Annotated in this window: 23 protein-coding genes and 1 pseudogene; 13 read left to right on the top strand and 11 right to left on the bottom strand. The window is 48.8% G+C overall.

Features of this window, described 5'->3' with window-relative positions:
- Nucleotides 1–360: 360 nt before the first annotated feature.
- The 3 genes and pseudogenes from AB8S08_RS05690 (at nt 361) to AB8S08_RS05700 (ending at nt 1,404) form a co-directional block, all read left to right on the top strand.
- Nucleotides 361–627, top strand: a complete 267-nt coding sequence (locus AB8S08_RS05690; protein ID WP_369744066.1) for a hypothetical protein — start codon at nt 361–363, stop codon at nt 625–627.
- A 404-nt stretch (nt 628–1,031) separates the two neighbouring features.
- Nucleotides 1,032–1,139: pseudogene (locus tag AB8S08_RS05695) on the top strand (polymorphic toxin type 17 domain-containing protein); the annotation flags it as partial.
- Between the two features lie 13 nt (nt 1,140–1,152).
- Nucleotides 1,153–1,404 carry an Imm31 family immunity protein gene (locus tag AB8S08_RS05700; protein WP_313933513.1) on the top strand — a complete coding sequence of 84 codons (252 nt, stop codon included), beginning with the start codon at nt 1,153–1,155 and terminating at the stop codon, nt 1,402–1,404.
- Nucleotides 1,405–2,034: 630 nt separating this feature from the next.
- Here AB8S08_RS05700 and AB8S08_RS05705 read toward each other — a convergent pair.
- Nucleotides 2,035–2,352: a hypothetical protein gene (locus AB8S08_RS05705; protein WP_110076905.1), complete on the bottom strand. Its 318-nt coding sequence runs from the start codon at nt 2,350–2,352 to the stop codon at nt 2,035–2,037.
- A gap of 137 nt (nt 2,353–2,489) precedes the next feature.
- Between AB8S08_RS05705 and AB8S08_RS05710 the strand changes: the two genes are divergently transcribed.
- Entirely contained in the window at nt 2,490–2,945 is a 456-nt protein-coding gene (locus AB8S08_RS05710; RefSeq protein WP_110076904.1) for an Rrf2 family transcriptional regulator, read from the top strand.
- 28 nt (nt 2,946–2,973) lie between these two features.
- On the opposite strand, the gene AB8S08_RS05715 is transcribed toward AB8S08_RS05710, so the two are convergent.
- The 4 genes from AB8S08_RS05715 to AB8S08_RS05730 all read right to left on the bottom strand — a co-directional run bounded on the left by AB8S08_RS05715 (nt 2,974) and on the right by AB8S08_RS05730 (nt 8,559).
- Nucleotides 2,974–4,527, bottom strand: coding sequence for an AbgT family transporter (locus tag AB8S08_RS05715; RefSeq protein WP_110076903.1), 1,554 nt, complete (start codon nt 4,525–4,527; stop codon nt 2,974–2,976).
- 163 nt (nt 4,528–4,690) lie between these two features.
- Nucleotides 4,691–6,214, bottom strand: coding sequence for a class I adenylate-forming enzyme family protein (locus tag AB8S08_RS05720; RefSeq protein WP_369744067.1), 1,524 nt, complete (start codon nt 6,212–6,214; stop codon nt 4,691–4,693).
- 10 nt (nt 6,215–6,224) lie between these two features.
- Nucleotides 6,225–7,889, bottom strand: a complete 1,665-nt coding sequence (locus AB8S08_RS05725) for an isovaleryl-CoA dehydrogenase (protein ID WP_369744068.1) — start codon at nt 7,887–7,889, stop codon at nt 6,225–6,227.
- A gap of 22 nt (nt 7,890–7,911) precedes the next feature.
- Nucleotides 7,912–8,559, bottom strand: coding sequence for a TetR/AcrR family transcriptional regulator (locus AB8S08_RS05730; protein ID WP_369744069.1), 648 nt, complete (start codon nt 8,557–8,559; stop codon nt 7,912–7,914).
- Between the two features lie 325 nt (nt 8,560–8,884).
- Between AB8S08_RS05730 and AB8S08_RS05735 the strand changes: the two genes are divergently transcribed.
- Entirely contained in the window at nt 8,885–13,009 is a 4,125-nt protein-coding gene (locus AB8S08_RS05735) for a S8 family serine peptidase (RefSeq protein ID WP_369744070.1), read from the top strand.
- A gap of 67 nt (nt 13,010–13,076) precedes the next feature.
- Here the strand turns inward: AB8S08_RS05735 and AB8S08_RS05740 are convergent, their stop codons facing one another.
- The 4 genes from AB8S08_RS05740 to AB8S08_RS05755 all read right to left on the bottom strand — a co-directional run bounded on the left by AB8S08_RS05740 (nt 13,077) and on the right by AB8S08_RS05755 (nt 16,696).
- The gene (locus tag AB8S08_RS05740) at nt 13,077–14,255 is read right to left on the bottom strand and encodes a VWA domain-containing protein (RefSeq protein ID WP_369744071.1); all 1,179 of its coding nucleotides are present in this window, start codon (nt 14,253–14,255) and stop codon (nt 13,077–13,079) included.
- A complete protein-coding gene (locus AB8S08_RS05745; RefSeq protein WP_110076897.1) occupies nt 14,255–15,088 on the bottom strand; it encodes a MoxR family ATPase in 834 nt (277 codons plus the stop codon). The genes AB8S08_RS05740 and AB8S08_RS05745 overlap by 1 nt, the downstream gene beginning before the upstream one ends.
- A 1-nt stretch (nt 15,089) precedes the next feature.
- Complete coding sequence (locus AB8S08_RS05750; RefSeq protein WP_313932378.1) at nt 15,090–15,482, bottom strand: DUF6746 family protein; 393 nt, start codon at nt 15,480–15,482, stop codon at nt 15,090–15,092.
- A gap of 107 nt (nt 15,483–15,589) precedes the next feature.
- On the bottom strand, nt 15,590–16,696 hold the full coding sequence (locus AB8S08_RS05755) for a DUF3080 family protein (protein WP_369744072.1): 1,107 nt from the start codon (nt 16,694–16,696) through the stop codon (nt 15,590–15,592).
- Nucleotides 16,697–16,809: 113 nt separating this feature from the next.
- Between AB8S08_RS05755 and AB8S08_RS05760 the strand changes: the two genes are divergently transcribed.
- Complete coding sequence (locus AB8S08_RS05760) at nt 16,810–17,412, top strand: riboflavin synthase subunit alpha (protein ID WP_369744073.1); 603 nt, start codon at nt 16,810–16,812, stop codon at nt 17,410–17,412.
- A gap of 32 nt (nt 17,413–17,444) precedes the next feature.
- Here the strand turns inward: AB8S08_RS05760 and AB8S08_RS05765 are convergent, their stop codons facing one another.
- Together AB8S08_RS05765 and AB8S08_RS05770 are read right to left on the bottom strand one after the other, a co-directional pair.
- Nucleotides 17,445–17,654, bottom strand: coding sequence for a CPXCG motif-containing cysteine-rich protein (locus tag AB8S08_RS05765; protein WP_369744074.1), 210 nt, complete (start codon nt 17,652–17,654; stop codon nt 17,445–17,447).
- Between the two features lie 102 nt (nt 17,655–17,756).
- On the bottom strand, nt 17,757–18,659 hold the full coding sequence (locus AB8S08_RS05770; RefSeq protein ID WP_369744075.1) for an EamA family transporter: 903 nt from the start codon (nt 18,657–18,659) through the stop codon (nt 17,757–17,759).
- 144 nt (nt 18,660–18,803) lie between these two features.
- Between AB8S08_RS05770 and thrS the strand changes: the two genes are divergently transcribed.
- From thrS to AB8S08_RS05805, 7 genes are all read left to right on the top strand, one after another.
- Complete coding sequence (thrS, locus tag AB8S08_RS05775; RefSeq protein WP_369744076.1) at nt 18,804–20,720, top strand: threonine--tRNA ligase; 1,917 nt, start codon at nt 18,804–18,806, stop codon at nt 20,718–20,720.
- Nucleotides 20,721–20,739: 19 nt separating this feature from the next.
- The gene (gene infC, locus AB8S08_RS05780; protein WP_110074957.1) at nt 20,740–21,282 is read left to right on the top strand and encodes a translation initiation factor IF-3; all 543 of its coding nucleotides are present in this window, start codon (nt 20,740–20,742) and stop codon (nt 21,280–21,282) included.
- 90 nt (nt 21,283–21,372) lie between these two features.
- Nucleotides 21,373–21,570, top strand: a complete 198-nt coding sequence (gene rpmI, locus AB8S08_RS05785) for a 50S ribosomal protein L35 (RefSeq protein WP_110074958.1) — start codon at nt 21,373–21,375, stop codon at nt 21,568–21,570.
- Nucleotides 21,571–21,588: 18 nt separating this feature from the next.
- Nucleotides 21,589–21,942, top strand: coding sequence for a 50S ribosomal protein L20 (rplT, locus tag AB8S08_RS05790; RefSeq protein WP_110074959.1), 354 nt, complete (start codon nt 21,589–21,591; stop codon nt 21,940–21,942).
- 115 nt (nt 21,943–22,057) lie between these two features.
- The gene (pheS, locus tag AB8S08_RS05795; RefSeq protein ID WP_110074960.1) at nt 22,058–23,038 is read left to right on the top strand and encodes a phenylalanine--tRNA ligase subunit alpha; all 981 of its coding nucleotides are present in this window, start codon (nt 22,058–22,060) and stop codon (nt 23,036–23,038) included.
- Between the two features lie 13 nt (nt 23,039–23,051).
- Nucleotides 23,052–25,439 (top strand): phenylalanine--tRNA ligase subunit beta, encoded by a 2,388-nt coding sequence (gene pheT, locus AB8S08_RS05800; protein WP_369744077.1) that lies wholly within the window; start codon nt 23,052–23,054, stop codon nt 25,437–25,439.
- Nucleotides 25,440–25,443: 4 nt separating this feature from the next.
- Nucleotides 25,444–25,740 carry an integration host factor subunit alpha gene (locus AB8S08_RS05805; protein ID WP_110074962.1) on the top strand — a complete coding sequence of 99 codons (297 nt, stop codon included), beginning with the start codon at nt 25,444–25,446 and terminating at the stop codon, nt 25,738–25,740.
- The last annotated feature ends 49 nt before the right edge of the window (nt 25,741–25,789 follow it).

Below are 25,789 nucleotides of genomic sequence, written 5' to 3' on the forward strand. Positions count from 1 at the left end.
CAGCAAGCTGGGCAGTGTGTGCCGGTAGAAGTGATCAGCGTTGACCAGCAGGTTGGGCAGTTTCGTCCAGTGCCACTAGCTGGTGGGGCTGGACAGACTGATCTGTTCTGCTGGCCGGGTGTGATCAGCTCTGCTGTTTGAGGCTGCTCAGTCTGCTGTTACTTTCGGAGCAACGTACGCTCAAATATCAGGTGTTTTAAGTCACGGAAATTATCCGGGATTGGTCCGTTTTGATAAGAGAACATGGCATGAAATGCTGGACCACAATGGCAATGTGCGGCAGGTTCGACCGGAGTTTAATAATGGAACCAAAACCCATTACACATTTGACAAGAACGGAAACTATACGGGGAGTTGGTAATGTTGCTGACGATTGACGACATCAAAGGCAAATTTTCAGAACTGATCGCTGGGGAAATATCAAGAGAAGCTGCTGATCGATGGGCCTATGAAAGAATTCAAGCATTCGATGCAGGCTTGCTTGAGTTTGAACCTGGATCTGATGAGGAGTTTTTGTGGAATGCTATACAGTACCTTTATGGTGTTGACTCAAAGGATTCTCCCGATGAATATATGCACTCTTTAGGGGATATCCAGAGGGCTTTTGAAGAGAAGTGGAACAGATGAGTTTGTGTACTAGTTCAGTGCCCACTCATACCGTTCACTCGGTTGGGTGGTTTACCAATCGCCGGTTGGCAGCGATGGTTTAAAATGAGCAATACAACCAGCAAGCCGGGCAGGCCTTCCCGGTAGAAGTGATCAGGGGTAACCAGCAGGCTGCGCCGTTTTGTCCAGTGCCACCAACTGGTGGGGCTGGACAGATTGATCTGTTCTGCTGGTCAGAGATGATCAGCTCTGCTGTTTGAGGCTGCTCAGTCTGCTGTTACTTTCGGTGCAGGGTACGCTCAAATATCAGATGTTTTAAATCACGGAAGTTGTTCGGGATTGGTCCATCTTGATAGAGGATGTCTGATAGGAGTTGTATCTCGGTGTGACAGATAAAATTATAAAAGTTTTCTCGGGGGCAATCTTTCGAATGGGATGTTCAGCTTTCACCAAGGGGGCGAGAGCAAATGGGGACGTGGTCCAGAGATGGTAGGCATTTAAACATTTCATTGGATGGCATAGTAACGCATTAATATAGTGATCAATATGAAATATAAATATTACGAAGCTGTAAGGGTGAATAGTGGTTTGGCTGAAACGAGAACCATCGATAAAAAGAAAGGATTGATAATTGGTTATTCTACTGATGATGTCACAGGGAGTGATGTCTATGCAGTAACGATTATTGAGGAACAAGAAACTTGGATGGTTAGCGAGTCTGAATTAGAAACTTTGGGCATTTTTTTAACAGAAGATGAATATCAAAGCTCTGATTACAGGAAATTTTGCGATAGCTAAATGCCCCATTCATACCATTCACACGAGGATAAAAATAACCGGATTTGGTGTGATATCTAATCAATCTTTGGTTGTTGGGAATCATCTGAAATGAGCAAAACCACCAGCAGACTGGGCAGTGTGTGCCGGTAGAAGTGATCAGCGTGGACCAGCTGGCCTGGCAATCTGGGCCAGTGCCACCAACTGGTGGGGCTGGACAGATTGATCTGTTCTGCTGGTCAGAGATGATCAGCTCTGCTGTTTGAGGCTGCTCAGTCTGCTGTTACTTTCGGAGCAACGTACGCTCAAATATCAGGTGTTTTAAGTCACGGAAATTATCCGGGATTGGTCCGTTCTGATAGAGGATGTCTGAAAGCTGTTGCATCTCGGTGTGACAGATAAAATTATAAAAGTGTTGTTCATCTTCATCCATGTCAAGGTAGTGCTCTAACCAACTGAGCTACGGACGCACATTCTGAGGCGTTCACGATTGTGAACGGGGGCTATATTAGTCATTCTGCCACACGACGGTGCAAGTGGTTTCTGCCCTGTCGTTGCTCGATCGCGTAAGTTTCGACCTATTCTAGAAACCTAGCGGTATTCCGAAGCTGAACAAGCTAACCAACTAAGCTGTCCATACCACCATAAATGCTAGCGCAGCTGCTGACCGAGGAGGTGCTGAGCGATTAAGCGTACCACGTAGCTTAGTTTGAACAAACCAGCTAGAAATATCTGTAAAAAATGCAACACAGCCACTGTCATTAGTGGGAACTCGGCTTCGAGACCCCAAGCAAGATAGGCTACTACTAAGAATGCTCCCAAAAAGATAAGCATGGCGTAGTTGGCACCCGTTAGGAGGCGCTGGGCTGTTTGCTGTTGAGCGGGGCTGGGGCGATTAGCCTGATGTGCTTGGTGTGCTGCAACAGCGGTAGCAGCGGCGCTACTGAAACGAGTATCAATGGTAGTCATAGGGCACCTTGGTTGCTGTACGTCAAAACAGTCATCTTCAATGTATGTTTTAATAAAATGCATTATGCATGCATGTTTGATGCGGATCAAGCTTTGGGTTAATATCTGCTTTGTAAATGCACCTTTACGGCGGTCTTATGCAATTAAAAAAATATACGGATTACGGTTTGCGCATCTTGATGTACTTGGCCAGTTACGAGCAGGTGGGCGAGGGGGCTAAGTTGGCAACGATAAAAGAGATTTGTGCTACGTTCGATTTGTCAGCTAATCATGTGAATAAGGTGGTGCATCATTTAGGACGGCTAAAGTTAATCGAAACTCGTCGTGGCAAACATGGTGGGTTTTTGTTGGCGCAGGCGCCAGAGCAGATCTCGTTGGCTTTTGTGATAAGGCAGCTTGAGGGTGATGAGAAGTGGATTGAATGCGAAAATCCCTACTGCGTGGCGATGCCTGCTTGTGAGCTAAAAGGTATAGTGGCACGTGGAAAAGAGTTGTTTTACCAGTACCTTGAACAATATTCGCTAGCCAGCTTGATGGTGCAGGCGCCACAATTACGTGAGATATTCACGGTGGCGCGCGGTGAGTTAAATTAACCGGCACGCCACCTTTGTTCAAGTTTGATTAAAACCCAAGCGGGATGCCAAAGCTGAAAAACGCGACTAACAGCGCGGTCCATACCAGCATAAAGGCCAGTGAATAGGGCACCATCATGGCAATCATTTCACCAAAGGTGAGTTGCGGATTATATTTGCGCATAAAGGCTAAGATAATACCGGCGTAACTCATCATCGGAGTGATGATATTGGTTGAAGAATCGGCTACGCGAAAGGCTGCGGCGACTAAATCGGGTGTCATTTCGCTATTAACCAAGTACAGCATCGGAATAAATATTGGGCCTAACAGCATCCATTTAGAGGTGAGCCCGCCGACGAAAATATTAATGATGGCGGTAACTAGGATAAAGCCAATCAATAGTAATACCGGAAAGCTTTGTAACCCTAAGTTAGTGAGTAAAGTAGCGCCTAGATAGGTGATGTAGGCGCCAAGTCCGCTGTAACTCAGTACGCCCAGAAAATTATAGCAAAAGAAAGTAAGTACCAAGATGTAGCCCATGGTGTCCATCTGTTTCACCATGGCTTTCACGACATCTTGCATCGAGGTAAAACGTCCGCTTGCCACACCAAAAGCAACACCCACGGCGGTAAAGACGAAAGTAATAAGCAGGATCACGTTATTCAGGTAGGGAGTAATGGTTGCGCCCTCGGCGTTTTGATAGGGTGCCAGGGGGCCCACTGCTAAGCCATAAACAGCCAGTAACGCTACCACTAGAGCAATGCCTGCGGCACGTAAACCTTTTTGTTCTTGCGCAGTGACATCAAAATCGCCGAGCTCTAATTCAGCTGGGATGGTATAGGGCTTTTGCTCGAGTCGTGGCTGCACAAATTTTAGCGTCACCCAAGCCCCTACCGCACCTAACACGAAAGTTGAAGCCAAAATGAAGTAGTAATTCATGGTGGCTGGCGTTAAAGGTTCTCCGGCTTGATTGGTGAAAGGAATCCCCTGAGCTTCGGCAAAAACTTGAGCGTTGACCCCAATAATGACATCAATCGGGGTTGCGGGAATTAAATTGGCACTAAAGCCGGCGGAAACTCCGGCAAAAGCTGCGGCCATGCCGATCAGCGGGTTTTTGTTTAAGCCTGCATAAAGTAGCCCGGCCAGCGGGATCAAGATCAAGTAACCGGCATCGGTAGCAATGGAACTCATGATGCCAATAAAGACGAGGAATAAGGGTAACCAATTAATGGGTAAGCCGCGCGATACTTTCTTTAAGATGGCGCCAAATAATCCAGAGTGTTCTGCAATGCCTACCCCTAGCATGACGATTAAGATAACGCCAAGCACGCCGCCACCAAAACCTAACCAGTTAGCTAATAACGCATTATCAAACAGCCATACCACATTGTCGCTGGCCAGCATGTTTTTGATTTCATAGGCTATGGGTTGCCCATCGCCACCGTAGGTTGTGAAGGTTAAGCCACCGATGGCCCAGGTTAACACCAGCGCGCCGACTAGAAAGTAAATGAAGATGATAACGGGATCGGGGATGCGTTTACCAGCTCGTTCAACAAAAGCGATGAAGCCTTTATCGCTGGAGGTTGTTGGTTGTGAAGACACTGCTAGGTTCCTTAGTTGTTTTTATTAGGTATTGTGATGATGGGCATGGTAGGAGAATTTTTCCGGGGTGTCTACGCTTTAGCTGGCACATATAGGTGGTTCTGGGGCTGGCACTTGTCCTTGCGTACGGCAGCCAAGTAACAAGCGCCAGACCAGAATAAGTTTATCTTAATTGATGCTTCAACACCTTACCGTTCGCGTTGTGGGGGAGTTCATCCATGACGGCGTAAATGCGGGGACATTTATAATCGGCGAGGCAGTTGCTCATGTGTGCACGCAAGTCAGCTTCAGTGGCGTCAGCTTTCAGTACCACGCAGGCTTTTACGGTTTCGCCCCACTGCGGGTGCGGAATACCAATAACCGCGGCTTCTAGCACCGCAGGGTGCCGGGCTAAAGCGTCTTCAACCTCGCGCGGATAGACATTTACACCGCCACAGATAATGAGATCTTTGATGCGATCTTTGACCCAGAAATAGCCGTCTTGGTCACGAATACCTATATCTCCAGTTCGGATCCAACCGTCGCTGGTGAAGACATCTGCGGTGGCGCTGGGATTACGCCAATATTCTAGCATCAGGCCTTCTCCGCCAATGTGAATTTCGCCCGGTTCGTTCACTGCTGCGATCTTGCCATCGCTGTTGATAATTCTCATCTCGGTAAAGGCGGCGGCACGCCTGCCAACAGATCCAGCTTTGCTGGCATGCTCTTCTGGGCGTAAAAAACTGCCAGTTGGACCGGCCTCGGTTAGGCCGTAAACGCAATAAAATTGATCGCTACCAAAGGCTTCTTGTACTTGTTTTGCATGTTCTGCGGCTAACGGGCCGCCACCATAAATCCAGTGACTCATGCTGGTTAAGTCAGTTGTTTTAATAGCAGGGTGCTGTGCCGTCATCAGGTAGGCCACGGGTGCGCCAAAGAAATGGGTGGTGCGTTCTTGCGCAACTAGCCGCAGGAGCAGTTCAGGGGTAAACGTTGGTGCGATAACATGGGTACTGCCCATGATGGTACCGCCTACTAAGGTTAGGTTTAGCGGCGCCGAATGAGTAAATGGCATCAGCGATAACAGCCGACTATCGGGGCCGTAATGCATTTCTGTGGCGAACATCATGCCAACAAAGAGTAACGCTTGATGATGAAACAAGACCCCTTTAGGGCGGCCGGTAGTGCCTGAGGTGTAGAGCAAGGTTGCGGCGGTTAATACGGCGTCTGTTGCCAACGGTTGTAATGGGTCTTGGGCGCTATCTGATGGCCCTGGCGGCAAGGTGTGGGCGATTGGCTGGCTGGCAAGAAATTCGGGCATCCGGTTAATCACCAGGCTGTTTATACCCAAGTCGCGGCAGGCTGCTAGTGCATGGGTGCTGGTTAAATCACAGGTGATCACTAAACGGGCATCTGCATCGGTGAAGATGTAGTTAAGCTCACTGGCGGTGAGTTTGACGTTAATCGGAGCGACGATGGCACCGATACGTTGGATGGCAAAATACGCCACCACAAAAGTGTAGGTATTGGGTAACACCAAACAGACCCGGTCGCCTGCGCTAATTTGGTACTGGCAAACTAAGTAGCGTGCACAGCGATCCACATCGTTATCGAGTTGCTGCCATGTTGCTCGAAGTTGGCCATCAATCACGGCTTCTTGGTTTGGGTATTTACGGGCGTTACGTGCTACGTAAGCTGGGATAATCATCGCAGGCTCCTTAAAACGCGCGGTTAATGATTGAGTTAAGATCGAGCCCACTGGGCAGACAGCCGTAATTGGCATGACTGCGGGCAACCAGACGTGCAGCGATAAAAGCATCAGCTAGGGTATTGGGGGCGTGTTGTAAGAGCAGGGCCGCCTGCAAGGCAAGCGCCATGTGGTCGGCAAAGTAACGTGCATGGTAGGGCCATTGCTGTTGCGGCGTTTGTTTGAAATTGCGTTGTAGTTCAGCGACAAATTCATCAAAGCGTCGGTCACAGCCGCTCGCTCGCTGCAGTTCGTTAAAATAGGCCTCGAGTACTTGTGGTTCTTTTGCTATGGCGCGCAGAATATCCAGACATTGCACGTTTCCGCTGCCCTCCCAAATGGCGTTAACCGGGGCCTCTCGATACAAGCGCGGCATGATGGTGTTTTCCATAACGCCCATACCACCGATAACCTCCATGGCTTCGTATGCATGATTAGGGGTGCGTTTACAAATCCAATACTTACCTATGGGAGTAGCAATACGGGCCAACAGCCGCTCGTGTTCTTGATCTTGTTGGTCCATGGAGCGAGCCATGCGCAGGGTAAGTGTCATCGCAGCTTCGCTTTCTAGAGCTAAATCGGCTAACACATTCTGCATCAAGGGTTGATCACAGAGGAGGGCACCAAAGGCTTGGCGATGACGGGTATGATGAATGGCTTGTACGGTTGCTTGACGCATTCCAGAACTAGAACCAATCATGCAATCGTAGCGAGTCATGGCCACCATCTCGATGATAGTGGGCACGCCGCGACCCGGCTCACCTACCATCCAGCCAAGTGCACCGCGCAGCTCACACTCGCTGGAGGCGTTGGCAATATTGCCCATTTTGTTTTTCAGTTGCTGGATCTGCAGCGCGTTTTTACTGCCATCAGGGCGCCAACGGGGCACTAAGAAGCAGGATAGGCCGGCTGGCGTTTGCGCAAGGACTAAGAAGGCATCACTCATAGGAGCAGATACAAACCACTTATGGCCCACCAGTTCATAGGCTTCGCCGGCACCTTCCGTACCTACCGCATAGGCTTGGGTGCTGTTGCTACGTACGTCAGAACCACCCTGTTTTTCGGTCATCGCCATGCCGATGGTTAGGCCTAATTTTTGCCCATCAGGTAGGTTTCGGCCGTCGTAGATGGTGCTGGTAATTTTGGGGGCGAATTGCGCAAACAAGTTGGGTTGATGACGCAAGGCTGGTAGGGCGGCAAAGGTCATGGTTATCGGGCAACCGTGGGCAGCTTCCACTTGGGTGTGCAAATAATACTTGGCGGCACGGGCGACGTGGGCACCAGGCTTCGGGTCAGTCCATGGGCTTGCATGTAAACCTTCGCTGATAGCGATGTCCATCAATTGGTGATAGCTAGGATGAAAATCGATGTGATCGATACGGTGGCCAAAGCGGTCGTGGGTAAGTAGTTGTGGCTTATTTGCATTGGCGTGAAAGCCCAATGCAATGCGTTCGGGCAAACCGCACTCTGCACCAAACCGGGCTAAGTCTTGTTGCGCCCACGCGCCGCCTTCGCGGTTAACTGCTTCTTGAAGGGCGCTATCTTCTGCATAAAGATTATAGTCTTCTAAAGCTGGGGGTTGGTTTTCTACTTGGTGGGTATTGCTTAGATAAGTAGGGTCGCGTTCGGCCGGCATGATGGTTGTCCTGTGTTGATCGTTATTTATGAGTTATTGATGATTCGAGATGGGCTGACGGCCATGGGCGGGCGCTGATGGCCTGCATACAAAAAGCAACGCTGGTTTGCACCGCGGCATGAGCATCAAGTTGTTCGGTTTTGGCCAGCGGCCCAATTAAAGCTTCAGCTATAGCTCCTACCAACGCTCGACTACTCAAGCTGCTGTCTTGCGCAGGGAGTTCGCCCGTAGCTACGCCTTGCTCGATGGCGTTGGCAAAGAGTTGAGCGTAGCGTTCACGGTAATGTAAACGTGCCGCAACCACTGCTGGAGCTACCGGTTCAGCGATAAGGGCCCAGGCGGTGATAGGTGCACGTAAGGCACGTTTAGCAAAAGTGCTTAGGGCAGCAGCTATGCGTTCACTGGCAGTATCTGTGGTACTGCTAAGGTGTTGTTCCACTTGAGCGATTTCGATATCGGTAGCATGGGCAAAGAGCACCGTGCAGAGATCTTCTTTAGACGGAAAATAACGATACAAGGTGCCGGTAGCTAAGCCACAACGATTGGCTAATGCGGCCATTTGCAATCCGTTGAAGCCTACTTCGTTAAGCATTGCTAATGCATGGCTTACGATGGTGCTGTGGGTTGCTTGTTTGCGTTCACGTATTTTACTGGTTTCGCGGTAGGCCATGGTGGTTGCTCGTTGCTTGTTGCTTATTCGTAGTTGCTCGGGAGTACGACCGAATCACTCAATACAAGAAGTGAATCATGATTCATTTTTTAGATCAAGGTTTATTTGCAAAGCGATTGTGTCTGAAAATCAGCCAGATATGGCATTTATCTCTTTACACTATTAAAAGATAGTTGAAAAATTGTTGAAACTGATAACATTTGCGTCTATATTTCACTCACTTTATCTGTAGCTAAATGCGTACATACCTATGGGGCAAATCACTCACTTAGGTGCACACTAAGCTGCAATGAGTTTTAACAACACCAGTACAGGGATAATAACTATGGATAGAAGTACCTATCGAATGGGCGGTTTAGCTCGTTCCCTTAAACTGATTTTAACCGGGGTTGCAGCTGCTACCGTGCTTACTGCATGTGGTGGCTCTGATGATCCTGAGCCTATTACTCCGCCACCGCCTCCGCCGCCACCGCCAGCAAGTTACACGGTAACTGCTGAAGCCGGTGAGGGAGGAAGCGTGGCGCCAACCGAACAAGAAGTAGAGTCTGGCGAGCAAGCATCGATTGAGGTGACTGCTGATACGGGTTATGACATTGATGGCGTAACCGGATGTGGCGGTGATTTAGCTGGTACGACTTACACCACCGGTGCAATTACTGAAGACTGTACCGTCACCGCAAGTTTTATTAAAAAGACGTACACAGTTACCACAGATGTAACTGAGGGCGGTAGTTGGTCACCAACCGAAGCGATTGTTGAACACGGTGATAGCACCTCATTTGTGCTGACCTGGGACCCGGTAGATTATCGTATTTTAACCACCGAGGGCTGTGAGGGTAGTTTTGCTGATGACACTTATACTACCGGGCCGATTACCGCTGCGTGTGTGGTACAAGCGCAATTACAGTTTAACGAAGCACCGCAGTGTGATGCAGGTGATGACACCGACGCGAATGCCGGTGATCGGGTCAGTATTGAAGGGACTGGCTCAGACGATATGGAGATTGTGAGCTGGTTATGGGAGCAGATAAGCGGTCCTGAGGTGGTGATTCTTGATCCCGCTAGCCCAACCCTTGAGTTTGATGCCCCTGACGTGACCGAGGTCACTACGTTGGTATTTCGGTTAACAGTTACGGATAACGAAGGCAAGACTGCCACGGATGAAGTGACAGTTACGCTGTATCCAGTGTATCCGGAACTTACTGGTGTCGCTATGTTTGCAGGCGATGCTCGTGCGGTAGGTAGCACAGTAACCGTCTATTTAGACAGCAGCGAAGATCTGCGTTCTATCAACTGGCAGGTAACTAAGCGTGCTGATGCAAGCGCGGTTGATTTTACTGCTATCAACGATAACGCAGCCATTGAATTCAATGTCGATGATGTAGGCTTGTATGATGTAGTGGCTACCTCGCACAGTGGTGATAGCATGCAGTCGATGGCGGTACTGACTTCTAGTGTGCCGGCACCAGACCCCGCCGCGTTAGAAAACTACGATGGCACCACAGCATTAGATGAAGTGGTGGCGGTGGTACTGAACCAATCGTGGGTGGTGAGTGATACGCTCACGGAAGCTGAGCTTACCTCGCTTATTACCAGCGATTACAGCACCCTTAACCCGGTTGCTTATGATGCAACGCAGGGCCTATTGGTGCAGTACGATGCGGACTCTATTTTGGTACGCGAGCAGTTAGAAATGCTTAAGTTGCAGCCGAATATCGCATCTGTCAATCAGCGTGTGCATGTAGGTGTGAATGCTGAAATCAGCTTCAGTACCGCATTACCTGATGATGGTGACACTTGGGCTGATGGCGGCAGTAACTGGCACCTAGAAACCGAGCAAGGGGCAAACTTTGTCGAGGCTTGGAATACGGTTACCGGTAACGAAAACGTGCAAATTGCCGTGGTTGATGGTGGGTTTTATGCCGAGCATGAAGAGCTGCAAGGTCGTTATAGCCACTTGTTGACGGCGAGCCAGTCAGCGCATGGCAACGGCACCGCTGGTGCGATTGTCGGGGCTAGCAACAATGGCGTGGGTGTTACTGGTATCAATCACAGTTCGCAAGCAGTGTTAGCTCGCTGGGGCGTGCAGTCGTACGCTGAAGCTTTGGCGCAAGATGATGCCAATGATCTTCGTAAAATTAAGGTGGTGAATAACTCATGGGGTCCGATGGGGAATAACTCCAGCTCGATAAGCATGGGTATTTACTTCAGCCGTAGTTATCGGCAATTAGCTTTAACCCATCAGGATGTGTTGCACGTATGGGCTGCCGGTAATGACGGGCGCTCAGCAACTTATCAAAATGGTGCCTTGCATTTAAATAACAACGGTAGCTACTCGCCTTTGAGTAATATCATGGTGGTTGCGGCTCACGGCAGCGACGGCTTGTTGTTGCCTTACAGTAACTATGGCACCAGCGTAGATATTGCAGCTCCTAGTGAGTATCTCGGGGTAGGTGCAGTTAACGCAGGTGTGTCTGAATACTATGCCAGCGAAGACGATAGTTATGGCAGTTGTTACAGCGGCGGCTTTAATGGTACCTCGGCTGCGTCGCCAGTAGTGGCTGGTGCTGCTTCGTTAATTTACAGCATGTATCCGGGCTTTACCCCAGCTGAAGTGAAGCAGATCTTGGTCGACAGTGCTGATACTTATGTTACTCAGCGTCATGCCAATGCTGCGAGCTGTAATGGCGTGCTAGAAACGGTTGAATTACCTAGCCCGATTCCGGTATTGAATGTGGCTAACGCGGTGGCGATGGCGCAAGACATCATCAATAGTAAAGTGACTATTAGCCACTACATGGTGAATCCGTTTATGAATCAAGTGCAGTTTATTATGACTAGCATTGATAACAACTTAGCGGTGCAGTCTTTTGATTGGCAGTTAGAGAGCTTATCTGCTGAGCAAAACTGGTCTGTGACGGATTCAGGTAGCGGTGATGTGGGTATTTTTGCGGGGATGTTTGATGGTACTGCGCAGGAGCATCGGTTAACGGTTAACGTTGATTTGTATGATCCGCAAAGCGACACCATCGTGAATGCGAGCCGTAGCTATACCTTTAGCCTAGCGCAAGTATTCATCAATACTCGTGATACGGTCAGCCTGAACGCCATTGGTGGTGCTGAGTTGCAAATAGCTAACGAAGCTGGTCAATTGTATAGCATTACCGGTTATTCATCTGAAAGTGGTATTACCCCAGCATGGTTGAAGCCGGGTAGCTATTCGGTTTATGCCGAGGCAACGGATTATCAGAGCAGCGCGGTGAGCTTTACCGCAACGACTGATGAGCCGCAAACGATTTACCTCAATATGACGACACTAGATGCCGGTTCGGTGGGCTCTATTAGCGGCCGTGTGGTGAATCAAAATGATGAGCCGGTAGCAGGCGCGTCAGTACGTATCTCTGGTGGTGAGCTCACTAATGGCTACTTTGCTTCGGCGGTAACCAATAGTGCCGGTGAGTATGTGATTTCTAACATCTCCAAAGTATCGAGCACTGGCCAACCGATTGAGAGCTTTACCATGGAAGCGACAGCATCGATGCATACCACAGTGGTACGTGACGAAGTGATCGTATTGGCAGGCTTAGATCGGGTAGAAAACTTCCGTTTGAACGAGCTGGAAGAGTCTGAAGAAGTTATTTTTGCAGATAGCTTTGAAAATGGCCCCGGCGAATGGTCTGCAGTAGGTATGTGGCACTTGGAATCAATGACGGGGAATAGCTTGTACAACCTGTTGGTTGATGAAGGGTATGTGCTGTTTGCTCCAGATGAAGTTGCTGACCATGCATATCTGCCACAGGCTTATGATGGCGATTACGTGTGGTGGTACGGCAAAGCCGATACAGGTACCTTTATTGGTGAGCAAGCCAGCTCAGATACGCTGTTAAGTGGTGGTCGCTCTACGTCAAGTAATATGGGTATGCTAACCTCACCGGTGATTGACTTGAGTAATACCAACCAGCCGATGTTAGATCTACAAAGCTGGTGGGAAATCGAGTCAGTGAATCCTAATAGTAGTGGTTTTGATTTGCTACGGATTCAGGTGTCGATGAACGGTGATAATTTTGTCACGGTGCGTACGTTAAATCCGTATGTTGATCCGAATGATACGCAACGCGCTGCGAAGCCGTTCTCATCAGCGGGCTACAATCGTAAACCGGTATGGACCAACGAACTGTTAGACTTATCGGCGTACGTAGGTTCGCAGATTCAGATCCGCTTCCAGTTCGCAACGATAGACCATTTATACAATGGCTTCCGTGGTTGGGTGATTGACCATGTGCGGGTGGTTGACCGCTATAGTGAAGTGGTGGATCCGTCGATTGCGAGTGGTCGCGTTGAGCATCCAGACTCAGCTGAGTTGTTACAGCAATTACGGCAGCCGCAATGGCAGCCAGAGCAGGCGCAACAAGCACCTGTGCGAGACTCTATGGATGGAGTGCAGCGGTAATACCCGTCATTAAGTGAGTTAAAACCGCTTGTAGCTTTGGCTATGAGCGGTTTTTTTATGGGTTTTTTTAGCCTTTTTGTAGCAACCTACTCATGGCTGTGGTTAAGCCATCTAGAGTGAGTGGAAACATACGGTGCCCCATGAGTTCGTTCATCATGTCGATGGACGCGTAATAATGCCAGTGCTGTTGTGGCTGGGGATTAAGCCAAACCGCATGCTGGTAATGCCCCAGTAATCTTTGCATCCAAACTGAACCTGGCTCTTCGTTCCAGTGCTCGACACTCCCCCCCGGATAAGCGATCTCGTAGGGCCCCATGGTGGCGTCGCCGACAAAAATCAGTTTGTAGTCGCGGCCGTATTTATTTATAAGCTCTTTCGTGGGCGTTTTTTCGGTAAAACGGCGGCTGTTATGTTGCCACACATGCTCATACACGCAGTTATGAAAATAATAAAATTCGAGGTGTTTAAACTCACTGCGGGCAGCGCTAAAAAGCTGTTCACATTCATAGATATAGTCATCCATAGAGCCACCGACATCAAACAAGATCAACACTTTGATGGCGTTGTGACGTTCCGCCTGCCATTGCAAATCAAGTAATCCGCCTTTTTGCGAGGTGGCTCGAATGGTGTTGGGGAGGTCTAGTTCGGTGGCTGCGCCAGATCGGGCAAACTTGCGTAATTTGCGCAGGGCGAGCTGTAGATGGCGCTGGGTGAGTTGTTGGCCACCATCGAGATCTTTAAATTCGCGCTGATCCCACACTTTGACTGCGCGTCGCGCATTGCTGCGGTCTTGGCCGACTCGAATACCTTCAGGGTTATAGCCGTATGCGCCGAACGGTGAGGTGCCACCGGTGCCAATCCATTTGTTGCCACCAGCATGGCGCTTTTGTTGTTCGGCTAAGCGCTCGCGGAAGGTTTTAAGGAGTTCATCTAGGCCGCCCAAAGCTTGAAGTTTAGCTTTATCTTCGTCACTGAGCTGGCGCTGCAGAGCCTGCTCTAGCCATTCAGGCGGAATGCTAGCAGCAAGATCAACCTGCTCAACGCCGGTAAAATATTCAGCGAAGGCTTGGTCAAACTTATCGTATTGGCTTTCGTCTTTAACGAGCACCAGCCTTGCTAGCGTATAAAAGTCATCGACGTTAGCAAAGATCACACCGCGCTCTAACCCAGCCAATAGATCTAATAGCTCGGTAATACTGGTGCTAAGCCCATGTTTACGCAGGCAGTAAAAAAACTCTATTAGCATTAGCGCTGGCGACGCGCCATAAAGGCGAGTTTCTCAACCAGTTGCACATCTTGCTCGTTTTTTAACAAGGCACCGAACAGCGGCATCAGGCCGGTATTCTGTTGTAAGTCAGCGGGCTGGATTTGTTCCGCAAGCAAGAGTTTTAGCCAGTCGATAAGTTCCGACGTGGATGGCTTTTTCTTCAGATTTGGCACTTGGCGCAAGTCAAAGAAAACCTCGAGTGCGGTACTCAACAACTGTTGTCGAATGTCTGGAAAGTGAACCTGCACGATTTTCGCTAAGGTGTCTGCATCCGGAAATTTGATGTAGTGAAAAAAACAGCGTCGCAGAAAGGCATCTGGCAGTTCTTTTTCGTTGTTGGAGGTGATGATAACAATAGGGCGCTGTTGAGCTCTGATTTGCTCGCCCGTCTCATACACATGAAACTCCATTTGATCCAGTTCATGTAAGAGATCGTTGGGAAACTCGATGTCCGCCTTGTCGATTTCATCGATCAACAATACCGGTCGGGTGGTGGCGCTAAAAGCCTGCCAGAGTTTGCCCGGTTTAATGTAATTGGCAATATCGTGCACTTTGTCGCTGCCCAACTGACTATCACGCAAGCGCGATACAGCATCGTATTCGTACAGACCTTGCTGAGCTTTGGTGGTGGATTTTATTTGCCAACGAATCAGTGGTACGCCCAAACTGGCGGCTAATTCTTCCGCCAGTCGGGTTTTACCAGTGCCAGGTTCGCCTTTGAGTAAGAGCGGTTTTTCTAAAGTTACTGCGGCGTTTACGGCTAGGCCGAGATCATCGGCAACAATATAATTACTGGTACTGGTAAAGCTCATGTTAGTCCACTATTTTTCCTGAAGTTTGCAGGTATTGTTTACCGTTTTTCTTCACTTTGTCAAAGTCCATGTGCTCTGAGCCTTTGTGAACTTCCTCTAGCACGTCTTGTAAATCATCAACTTCGGTCTCTAGACGTTGCAGTGCAACTTCGAGGGTGTAGGTTAATTGATGAATTTCACCCATTTTCTGAGGCGTTAACTCACCGTTGAGTACTTCGGCTAATTTTTTATTGTATTCGCGCAAGTTATCTAAGGCTTGCTCAAGGTTTTCTGATGGCTTGCCTTTAAAGTGGTCGGGACGGTCATCGCTAGCTTGGCTAGCTGGTGCAAAAGCTACGCCGCTGGCAAGGATAACGGCAATAGAGGCACTGGTTAATTGTTTAAAAAGGGTCATGAATAAGCTCCTGGGTAGACTGAGTGACAACTTAAGCCAAATGCTTAATGAGAATCGTTCTCATAAAATACTCTAATTTGTCATGGCTGCCAAGTGTTTTACTTGAGTTATGTCCCCGGGGTAAAACCACAATCACTGAAGAACTGTTGCCAATAACGCACATGATTACGGGTGGTATCGGTGAGTTGATCAGGTAATGCGTTGATTAGTCGCAGGTGGGTTAACCACGCTTGCGGTGCCTCGGGTGAGGCCAATAGGGTTAACAGCGGAGCTACTTGCTGAGCTTGGCGAATTAGGCCGGCAAAATGCTGCTGCACAGGGCCACTGAAATATTGCACAAAAACATTGCGCAATACCTGGGCCCGGCTGGGAGTGCCGGCACTTAGGCAACCGGCTGCGGCACTCAAGTCTTGTACTAATGGCGTTAGCTGCTGCAGGTATTGTTGCTGGTCATACAGAGCGCGCCACAGTTGGCTTAAGTAAGGGGACTGTTCGAGGAGCTGCAATGCCTGCTCTAGCTGGTCGAGCGCAACCGGGGCTATCGATAACTCGCTTTGCTGCTCTTTGTTCAAAGCCGCAGAGGGCTCTGGCAAGGGTGCATTCAGTAGCAGGTAGACTTGTTGTAAGGCGGTTAAAAGCGGCGCGAGTTGGGCAGGGTCGACCTTGGCTAAAGGACGATCTGCTAGGCGTAAACTTTGCCGTATACTAGGGTCACTTACCAAGGCTTGGAGCTTGAGTTGGGGCATATTGGCAGCTTTGTTGCGGCTTAAGTCGCTCACCTTTTGCGCTAATTCAAGCTGACCTTGTTGTTCTAGCTGAGCGGCACAGATATAAAGCGCTTGCAGCAGCTGATAATCATGATAGTAGCGCACTAAGCCCTGTTGTAATTTGCCTAAACTGCTGTTGCGCTCAGCGATTAGACTGCCCGCTTGGCATTGATCTAAACGTATCGCATCCAGCAACGACAGACTCTGGCTTGGTACTTCGATGCGTAGTTCGCGCAACGGCGGCAGTTGCCAGGTGGGTGATGCTAGCACGGGTGCTGGTAATGGACTCTTGAGAGTATTAGCGACTCGCTGCCGGTAATCAGCTACTTGCTCTAATCCAACGGGTGCCGGGTTACAGGCTGCCAGTAGCAGCAAGGTTGCTAGCCACGCCCATGTGCGATAGCGGTAGGTTAAGCAACGTTGGTTAGGATGCTGCGGCTGAGTCATAGGGTTCCTGTATGTTCGTGATCTGCGCTCAGTGTTACGCGTACTTTACGTGGCACTTCATCATCATTGTGGTTACAATATTTTACCTGAGATTCAGCAAAACGAGACCTCTTATGTTCACCGGAATAGTACAAACCCTAGCGCAAGTGGCCAAAATACAGGACCGTGACAACTTTCGTCAACTTACCCTAAGTGTAGCCCCTGAGTATTTGCAGCAGGTGGCACTAGGTGCCAGTATTGCGATTAATGGTTGTTGTTTAACGGTGGTGAGTTTCACCGAGACCACAGTAAGTTTTGATATCATTGATGAAACCTTGCGCTTAACTAATCTAGGCGCACTCTGCGTGGGTGACAAGGTTAACTTTGAGCGTAGTTTGAAGGTGGGCGATGAAATGGGCGGCCATTACGTCTCGGGCCATATTCATGGGGTGGGGCGCATTGTTGAGCGGCAACAGAGCCCTGATAACCTAGCTTTGTGGATTGAGTTTGCGCCTGAATTTGCGCCTTACGTTTTGCCCAAGGGCTTTATCAGTGTCAATGGTGCAAGCTTGACCGTAGGGCAAGTGGTGGGGAATACATTTTCTTTGCATTTAATTCCGGAAACCTTGCGGCTTACTAATTTGGCAGCCGCAGACCAGGTTAACCTTGAGTTTGATCAACAAACCATGACCATTGTAAACACAGTCGAGCGAGTTTTAGCGCAGCGCGGGCATTAGTCTATGGCAGCTGACGAGCGAGTGATTAAAACTCAGTAGAAATTTTCGTCATCGCTGGCCACACGGACAAATATTTTATCCGCTACCTCATCTATCTTCACTATCAAATGAATGTCTGAACCGCATGCGGCGCATTCATCGAGGTAGTCTTGAGCACCTTCTGAGGGGTCGATACTAACGTGGATTCGGTGTCCGCAGTGAGGGCAGCGGAGGCCGGCATCGTAAAGTTTATCAGCGTTCATACTTACTTCCTTGCAGTGACTTGAGTCACTTTAGTATGGCTGATTCTGCGAAAATTTCCTGCTGCTGACTACGTAAAATATTTTAGTCGATGGCTCAACAAGTTAGCTTACATCAGCCAAACCAAACAACAGAGCAATACCTGCCACGGCCACCAAAGCACCAAGAATACTGCGGAGTGATAGCGGTTGACTACGCAGCCATTGAATCGGAATAAGCCACAGCGGAGCCGTTGCGAGTAGGGTTTGAGCGAGGCCCGGATTGATGTAGGCAATAGCCGTTTGTTGTAACCAAATCGCTAAAAAAGTACCCATCACGATAGCCACCAACAACCAAGGGAGCGAAGTGTGTCGCAATGCGGCACGGGTGCTGGCAAGCAAACTTGGTTTGAGAATTAAGAGCGCGATGGTGAGCGCTAGGGTACCGGCAAGCAACCGTAGTAAGGCTGCATTTAGCGGGTTCATGTTGAACTCTTGCAACGCATGAAACGACATCACTAGCCCCAGTGCTTGGCACAGCGCCGCACCTACACCAGCGGCAATCCCACTGCTACTAAGCTCAACACGCTTGGCCGCGGCTGGTTTTTCGCTAATCACCACCACAATGCCGAGGATAATAATGGCGGCAGCGACTACTTCTTGTAGCCTCATGCCCTGTGCCAACAGCACCCAAGCTAGCAGCGCGGCAAAAGGCGGTGCTAGGTATTCAAGTAGCATGGTATGCCATGGGCCAAGTCGGCGCAGTGCGGAGAAGTACAAGGTATCGCCTAAGGTAATACCAATCACGCCACTGGCAAGCAGCAGGTAGGTGGCTGGGTTAGCTTCTAAGGTGAGTAGTTGCCCGGTAAACCAGCCGGCGATGAGCAGTAGCGGACAGGCCACAATGCCTTTGACCAAGTTTAATTGGGTGGCCGACAAATAACTGCCAGCTTGACTATAAAGTAAGGTGGCAAGAGTCCAAAATAAGGCTGCGGTTAAAGCCGCTAGTGGGCCAATGAGGTTTTCCATGATTACTGTCTCTGGTAACGGCTAAGTTTTAGGTGCGATTGCGGTGCAGGCCTTTCCTTGAGGGGCATCATACGCTATAGTGCTGCTTTCTAAAATCACAAGTGACACTTGGTAGGTGCCACCACTGTAAAAAAGGATTCAGTCATGCCTGTAGTAACCCTTCCTGATGGTAGTCAACGCGCCTTTGATGGCCCCGTTTCCATTCTCGATGTTGCCCAAGATATTGGCCCTGGTTTAGCCAAAGCGACGGTAGCTGGACGAATTAACGGTGATTTGCACGACGCGTGTGACCTCATTACTGAAGACGCCCATGTACAGATCATCACGCCAAAAGACGATGATGGTGTGCATATTATTCGTCACTCTTGTGCGCACTTGCTCGGCCATGCCTTAAAGCAGATGTTCCCTGATGTGAAGATGGCTATTGGTCCGGTCATTGATAATGGCTTTTACTACGATGTGGATATGGAGCATACGCTCACTGCAGACGATTTGCAGGCGTTAGAAAAACGCATGCTAGAGTTGGCAAAAACTGAATATCCAGTGGTGAAGAAAAAGGTAAGCTGGCAACAAGCTCGCGAGACTTTTGTCAGCCGTCATGAACCTTATAAGGTTGAGATTTTAGATGATGATATCAGCCAAGATGATCAGCCTGGCTTGTATCACCATGAAGAATACATCGATATGTGCCGTGGTCCGCACGTGCCGAACATGCGTTTTTGCCAACACTTCAAGATCATGAAGGTAGCCGGTGCTTACTGGCGTGGCAATTCAGATAATAAGATGCTACAGCGTATTTATGGTACGGCCTGGGCGGATAAAAAAGCGTTAAAAGCTTATCTGCAACGATTAGAAGAAGCAGAAAAGCGTGACCACCGTAAAATTGGTAAAACCCAAGATTTGTTTCACTGGCAAGAAGAAGCGCCAGGTATGGTATTTTGGCACCACAATGGCTGGACCATTTTCCTAGAACTTGAGCGTTTCATTCGCGAAAAATTACGCGAGTACAAATACCAAGAAGTAAAAGGCCCATTGATGATGGACCGAGTGTTGTGGGAACGTTCAGGGCACTGGGAAAAGTTTTCTGAGCTGATGTTTACTACGGCTTCAGAAAACCGTGAATATGCTATTAAACCCATGAACTGTCCGGGTCATGTGCAGATTTTTAATCAAGGTTTAAAATCTTACCGTGATTTACCGTTGCGGATGGCTGAATTCGGCTCGTGCCATCGTAACGAACCGTCAGGTGCCTTGCATGGCCTAATGCGCGTTCGTGGCTTTACCCAAGACGATGCGCATATTTTCTGTACGGATGCACAGGTGCAGCAAGAAGTTAGTGGCTGCATTAAGATGGTTTACGAAACCTACAAAACTTTTGGTTTTGAAGATATCGTAGTGAAACTGTCAACTCGTCCAGAACATCGTCTAGGCGATGACGCAACTTGGGACCATGCTGAACAAGCCTTGGCCGATGCGTTAAAGAATCACGGCATTGAGTTTGAATACTTGCCGGGTGAGGGCGCTTTCTACGGTCCGAAAATTGAATTTACCCTGCACGACTGTTTAGGTCGGGCATGGCAATGTGGTACGGTACAGTTAGATTTCGCGTTACCGGGCCGTTTAGGTGCTACTTATGTGGGCGAAGATAATGAACGCCATACGCCCGTGATGATTCACCGTGCTATTTTGGGCTCGTTAGAGCGCTTTATGGGAATTATCATTGAAGAATATGCGGGTTACTTCCCATTATGGTTGGCACCAAATCAAGTTGTGGTGATGAATATCACCGATAATCAGGCTGATTATGCAAAAGAAATCGTAAAAGAGTTGAATAAACTCGGATTTAGGGCGACAGCCGACTTGAGAAATGAGAAAATAGGCTTTAAAATTCGCGAGCACACTTTAAAACGTGTTCCATATTTGTTGGTTGTTGGCGATAAAGAAGTCGAGAACCAAGCGGTTGCGGTACGTACTCGACGTGGTGAAGACCACGGTGTTAAAGGGCTACAGCAGTTTATTGCTGAGCTTAACGAAGAAGTACGTAGTCGCAAGATTAGTTAATTGATTGGAGGAATGACCCATTAAAGGCGGAAAAAAAACTCAGAAAGCTGGTGATAAGAATCGGATTAACGAAGAAATTCGTGTCAAAGAAGTACGATTAATCGGTGTTGAAGGTGAACAAATCGGTGTTGTCGCTATTCAGGATGCAATTAATGCAGCTGAAGAAGCGGGCGTTGATCTGGTTGAAATCAGCCCTAACGCTGAGCCGCCAGTCTGTCGTTTGATGGATTACGGGAAGTTTGTCTACGAGAAAGCTAAGAACGCTAAAGAGCAAAAGAAAAACCAGAAGCAGATCCAGGTGAAGGAAGTTAAATTCCGTCCTGGAACTGATGAAGGCGATTATCAGGTAAAACTACGCAACCTGACTCGTTTTCTGGAGGGAGGTGACAAAACTAAAGTCACCGTTCGTTTCCGTGGCCGAGAAATGGCGCACCAAGAGTTGGGTATTGACCTACTAAACCGGATCAAAACCGATTTAGAAGAGATCTCAACTTGCGAGTCGTTCCCAAGACGGGCTGAAGGTCGTCAGATGATTATGGTTCTGGCACCTACTAAGAAGTAGCTGTGGTTTTCAAGTAGGGCGGCGGGCTTCAATTGAAGTTCACCAAACTCACCCTGTTACACTGTTAACTAACAATGCGGAGTAATTTTCATGCCGAAAATGAAATCCAAAAAAGGCGCCTCAAAGCGCTTTAAGAAAACCGCTTCAGGCGGCTTTAAATGCAAGCAATCACATTTGCGTCACATTCTGACTAAGAAAAGCTCAAAGCGGAAACGTCACTTACGTGCGAAAAGCATGGTGCACGAGTCTGATGTAGCGTTAGTCGCGCGCATGTTACCGTTCGCGTAAAAGGAAAGGAGATAGCAAATGGCACGAGTAAAACGTGGTGTGATCGCGCGAGCGCGTCACAAGAAAGTCCTGAAGCAGGCGAAAGGTTATTATGGTGCTCGTTCACGCGTTTATCGCGTAGCGAAGCAAGCCGTTATCAAAGCGGGTCAATACGCATACCGTGACCGCAAAGCTAAGAAACGTACGTTCCGTCAATTATGGATCGTTCGTATCAATGCTGCAGCGCGTCAAAGTGGTTTGTCGTACAGCCGTTTTATCAATGGCTTGAAAAAAGCATCGGTAGAAATCGATCGTAAAATCCTGGCCGACATCGCAGTTCATGACCAAGCTGGTTTTGCTGCGCTGGTAGAGAAAGCTAAAAGCGCTCTGTAAGCTAGTTGAAATACATAAAAAGGGGGCTTTCTAGCTCCCTTTTTTTATGCTTTTTCGTTATCATAGGCGCAATTAACTATTCACTTTTATGTTTTAGTCATAACCGAGGAAACTCATGGCGTTATCTGACATTGTAGCTGCAGCTGAAGCGGCGGTTGCGGCGGCCACTACCGCGCAACAATTGGACCAAGTACGAGTTGATTACTTGGGTAAGAAAGGGGCTCTTACCGAGCAGCTGAAAAGCCTCGGCAAACTAAGTGCTGAAGAGCGTCCAGCTGCCGGACAAGCGATTAACGAAGCCAAGCAGCAAGTGCAAGCTGTGATTAACGCGCGTAACGATGAACTAAAACAAGCAGAATTGGCGGCTAAGTTAGCGGCTGAACGGATTGATGTTAGTTTACCGGGTCGGCGTGCTGAGCGTGGCGGCATGCATCCGGTCAGTCAGACCATTGCACGAATTGAAGCGTTTTTTGGTGATTTAGGTTTTCGTACTGTCGAAGGCCCGGAAGTGGAAGATGACTTTCATAACTTTGATGCGCTCAATATTCCTGCGAATCACCCAGCTCGAGCCGACCACGATACCTTTTATTTTACCCCAAAGACCATGTTGCGCACCCAAACTTCAGGGGTGCAGATCCGCACCATGGAACAGGAACAGCCACCGCTGCGGATTATTTCGCCAGGGCGCGTGTATCGTAATGACTACGATCAGACCCATACGCCGATGTTCCATCAGGTTGAAGGCTTGATGGTAGATACGGATGTGAGTTTTACCCAGCTTAAAGGCATTCTAGAAGACTTTTTGGTGAACTTCTTTGAAGAAGAGCTAGAAGTACGTTTCCGTCCTTCTTACTTCCCATTTACCGAGCCGTCCGCAGAAGTGGACGTGCGTCGTAAAAATGGTCAATGGTTAGAAGTACTAGGTTGCGGCATGGTGCATCCAAGTGTGTTGCAAGCAGTTGGCATTGATAGCGAAAAATACACCGGGTTTGCGTTTGGTATGGGCGTTGAGCGTTTAACTATGCTCCGCTACGGCGTGAACGATTTACGTGCGTTCTTCGAAAATGACGTACGCTTCTTAAAACAATTTAACTAAGCCGGGTACGCAGATGAAATTTAGTGAAAAGTGGTTACGTAGCTGGGTTAACCCGGCCTTAGATAGTGTGGCGTTGTCAGAGCAATTAAGCATGGCGGGCCTGGAAGTAGACAGTATTGATGCGGTAGCGGAAGATTTTAGTGCCGTCGTGGTGGGCGAAGTTATTGCCTGTGGTCCGCATCCTGATGCCGATAAATTACAAGTCACTAAGGTTGATATCGGTGCTGATGAGCCGGTTGATATCGTCTGTGGTGCGCCGAACTGTCGATTGGGTTTAAAAGTAGCGGTAGCCACTGTGGGTGCTGTGCTACCAGGTGATTTTAAAATCAAGAAAGCCAAATTACGCGGTCAGCCTTCGCACGGCATGTTATGTTCGAACTCTGAGCTTGGTTTAAGTGATGATCACGATGGCATTATTGAATTGCCAGCCGATGCGCCGGTAGGCATGGATTATCGCGATTATCTTGAACTTAATGATGTAACTTTAGATGTAGATTTAACCCCAAACCGCGCTGATTGCTTAGGCATTCGTGGTATTGCTCGCGAAGTGGGTGTGTTGAATCGATTAACAGTAACTGAACCAGCTATGGCTCCAGTTACGGTAACCCATGACCAAGAGCGCGCGGTAATCTTAGCAGCACCGGCAGCTTGTCCTCGTTATTTGGGTCGAATTGTACGTGATCTTAACGTGCAAGCCGAATCACCATTGTGGTTGCGTGAACGTCTGCGTCGCAGTGGTGTGCGTAGTATTGATCCTGTGGTGGACGTGACAAATTACGTGTTGTTAGAGCTGGGTCACCCTATGCACGCCTTTGATAACGCTAAGTTAGAAGGTGCCGTGCAGGTACGAATGGCAACCGCTGGCGAGCAACTAACTTTGTTAGATGGTAACCAAGTGACCTTAACTGATGACGTGTTGGTTATTGCTGATGAAGCAAAAGCACTGGCCATGGCAGGTATTTTTGGTGGTGCCGATAGCGGTGTGACCAATACCACCACGGATGTCTTCTTAGAGAGTGCGTTTTTTGCACCAGCGGCGATCGCTGGTCGGGCACGTCGGTTTGGTTTGCATACAGATGCATCGCATCGTTACGAGCGTGGGGTTGATCCTGAACTCCAACGTACGGCGATGGAGCGAGCCACTGCGTTGTTGATCGAGATTTGCGGTGGTGAAGCAGGTCCGATTGTTGAGGCATTAAGCCCTGAACATCTGCCGCAAGCAGCACAGATTGTGTTACGTAAAGCTCGCTTAGCCAAAGTGTTGGGGATTAGCATTGCTGCAGCAGAAGTAACTGACATCTTAACCCGCTTAGGTTTTGCTGTTGAAGAAGATGCAGATGCTTGGCAGGTGACTGTACCAACCTTCCGCTTTGATATGGCCATTGAAGAAGATCTGATTGAAGAAGTGGCCCGCATCTATGGCTATCATCGCATTCAAGCTGCTGCTCCAGCAGCACAATTGCGCATGATTGCCCGCCAAGAAGGCAAGCTTAGTGCTGTTTCATTAAAGCGCACTTTGATTGACCGTGGCTATCAAGAAGCTATCACTTACAGCTTTGTTGATCCTAAACATCAAGCGATGCTATTTGATGACGTGGCTGCGTTGACGCTGCCGCACCCGATTTCGGTAGAGATGTCATCGATGCGTGTGAGTTTGTGGCCAGGCTTAGTAGGTGCCGTGGCGCACAACCAGAAACGCCAGCAACAATCGTTAGCTTTCTGTGAAACTGGGTTACGTTTCATTCCTGCGGAGGATGCTGAAAATGGCGTTCGCCAACAGCCGATGATTGCTGGTATTCGGGCTGGTAAAGCGCATCCAGAGCATTGGAGTGATGGGGAACGTGCGGTCGATTTTTATGACCTTAAAGGTGATGTGGAAGCTTTGTTAGCCATGACCGGCGCGGCGGGCGAGTTTCGCTTTGTGGCGGATCAGCATCCAGCCTTGCATCCAGGGCAAACTGCAGCTGTGTTCCGCGGGGATAAGCGCATCGGTTACTTGGGCGCGATTCATCCGCAGTTTGAGAAAAAACTGGGCTTGAACGGTCGCACCTACGTATTTGAGCTAGAGCTAGACGGTTTGGTAAACCGTGCGGTACCAGAAGCTCAAGCAGTCTCTAAATACCCATCCATTCGTCGTGATTTGGCGATTGTGGTGAAACAGAGCATTGCCGCCGGTGAGATTTTGGCTGCAATTGAAAATATTGGCGTAAATCATTTAGTTGGCCTAAACTTGTTTGACGTGTACCAAGGTGCTGGTGTTGCCGAAGGTCATCGCAGTTTAGCTTTATCGATGACGTTACAGCACGCTGAGCGCACGCTCGAAGAACAAGAAATCAACGCTGCCGTGGCGGCAGTGGTTGACATGCTGACATCTGAATTTGGGGCAACCCTAAGGGAGTGATGCTATGGCGCTGACCAAGGCTGAATTAGCTGAACAATTAAATGAAAAGTTTGGCATGCACAAACGTGATGCAAAAGAACTGGTTGAATGTTTTTTTGAAGAAATTCGTCGTGCATTAGAAGCTGGTGAAGAAGTGAAACTATCTGGTTTTGGTAACTTTGAGTTGCGTACTAAAAACCAACGGCCGGGTAGAAACCCAAAAACGGGTGAAGATATTCCAATCTCAGCTCGCCGGGTAGTAACCTTCCGGCCTGGACAGAAATTAAAGCAGCGTGTTGTTAACGCCAACCCGCAAGACTAAAAAAAAGCCGTTGTGATTATCACAACGGCTTTTTTAATGGCGTTAGTCT

This window comes from Pseudidiomarina sp. PP-1MA (assembly GCF_041200125.1).
Lineage (GTDB): Bacteria > Pseudomonadota > Gammaproteobacteria > Enterobacterales > Alteromonadaceae > Pseudidiomarina > Pseudidiomarina fusca.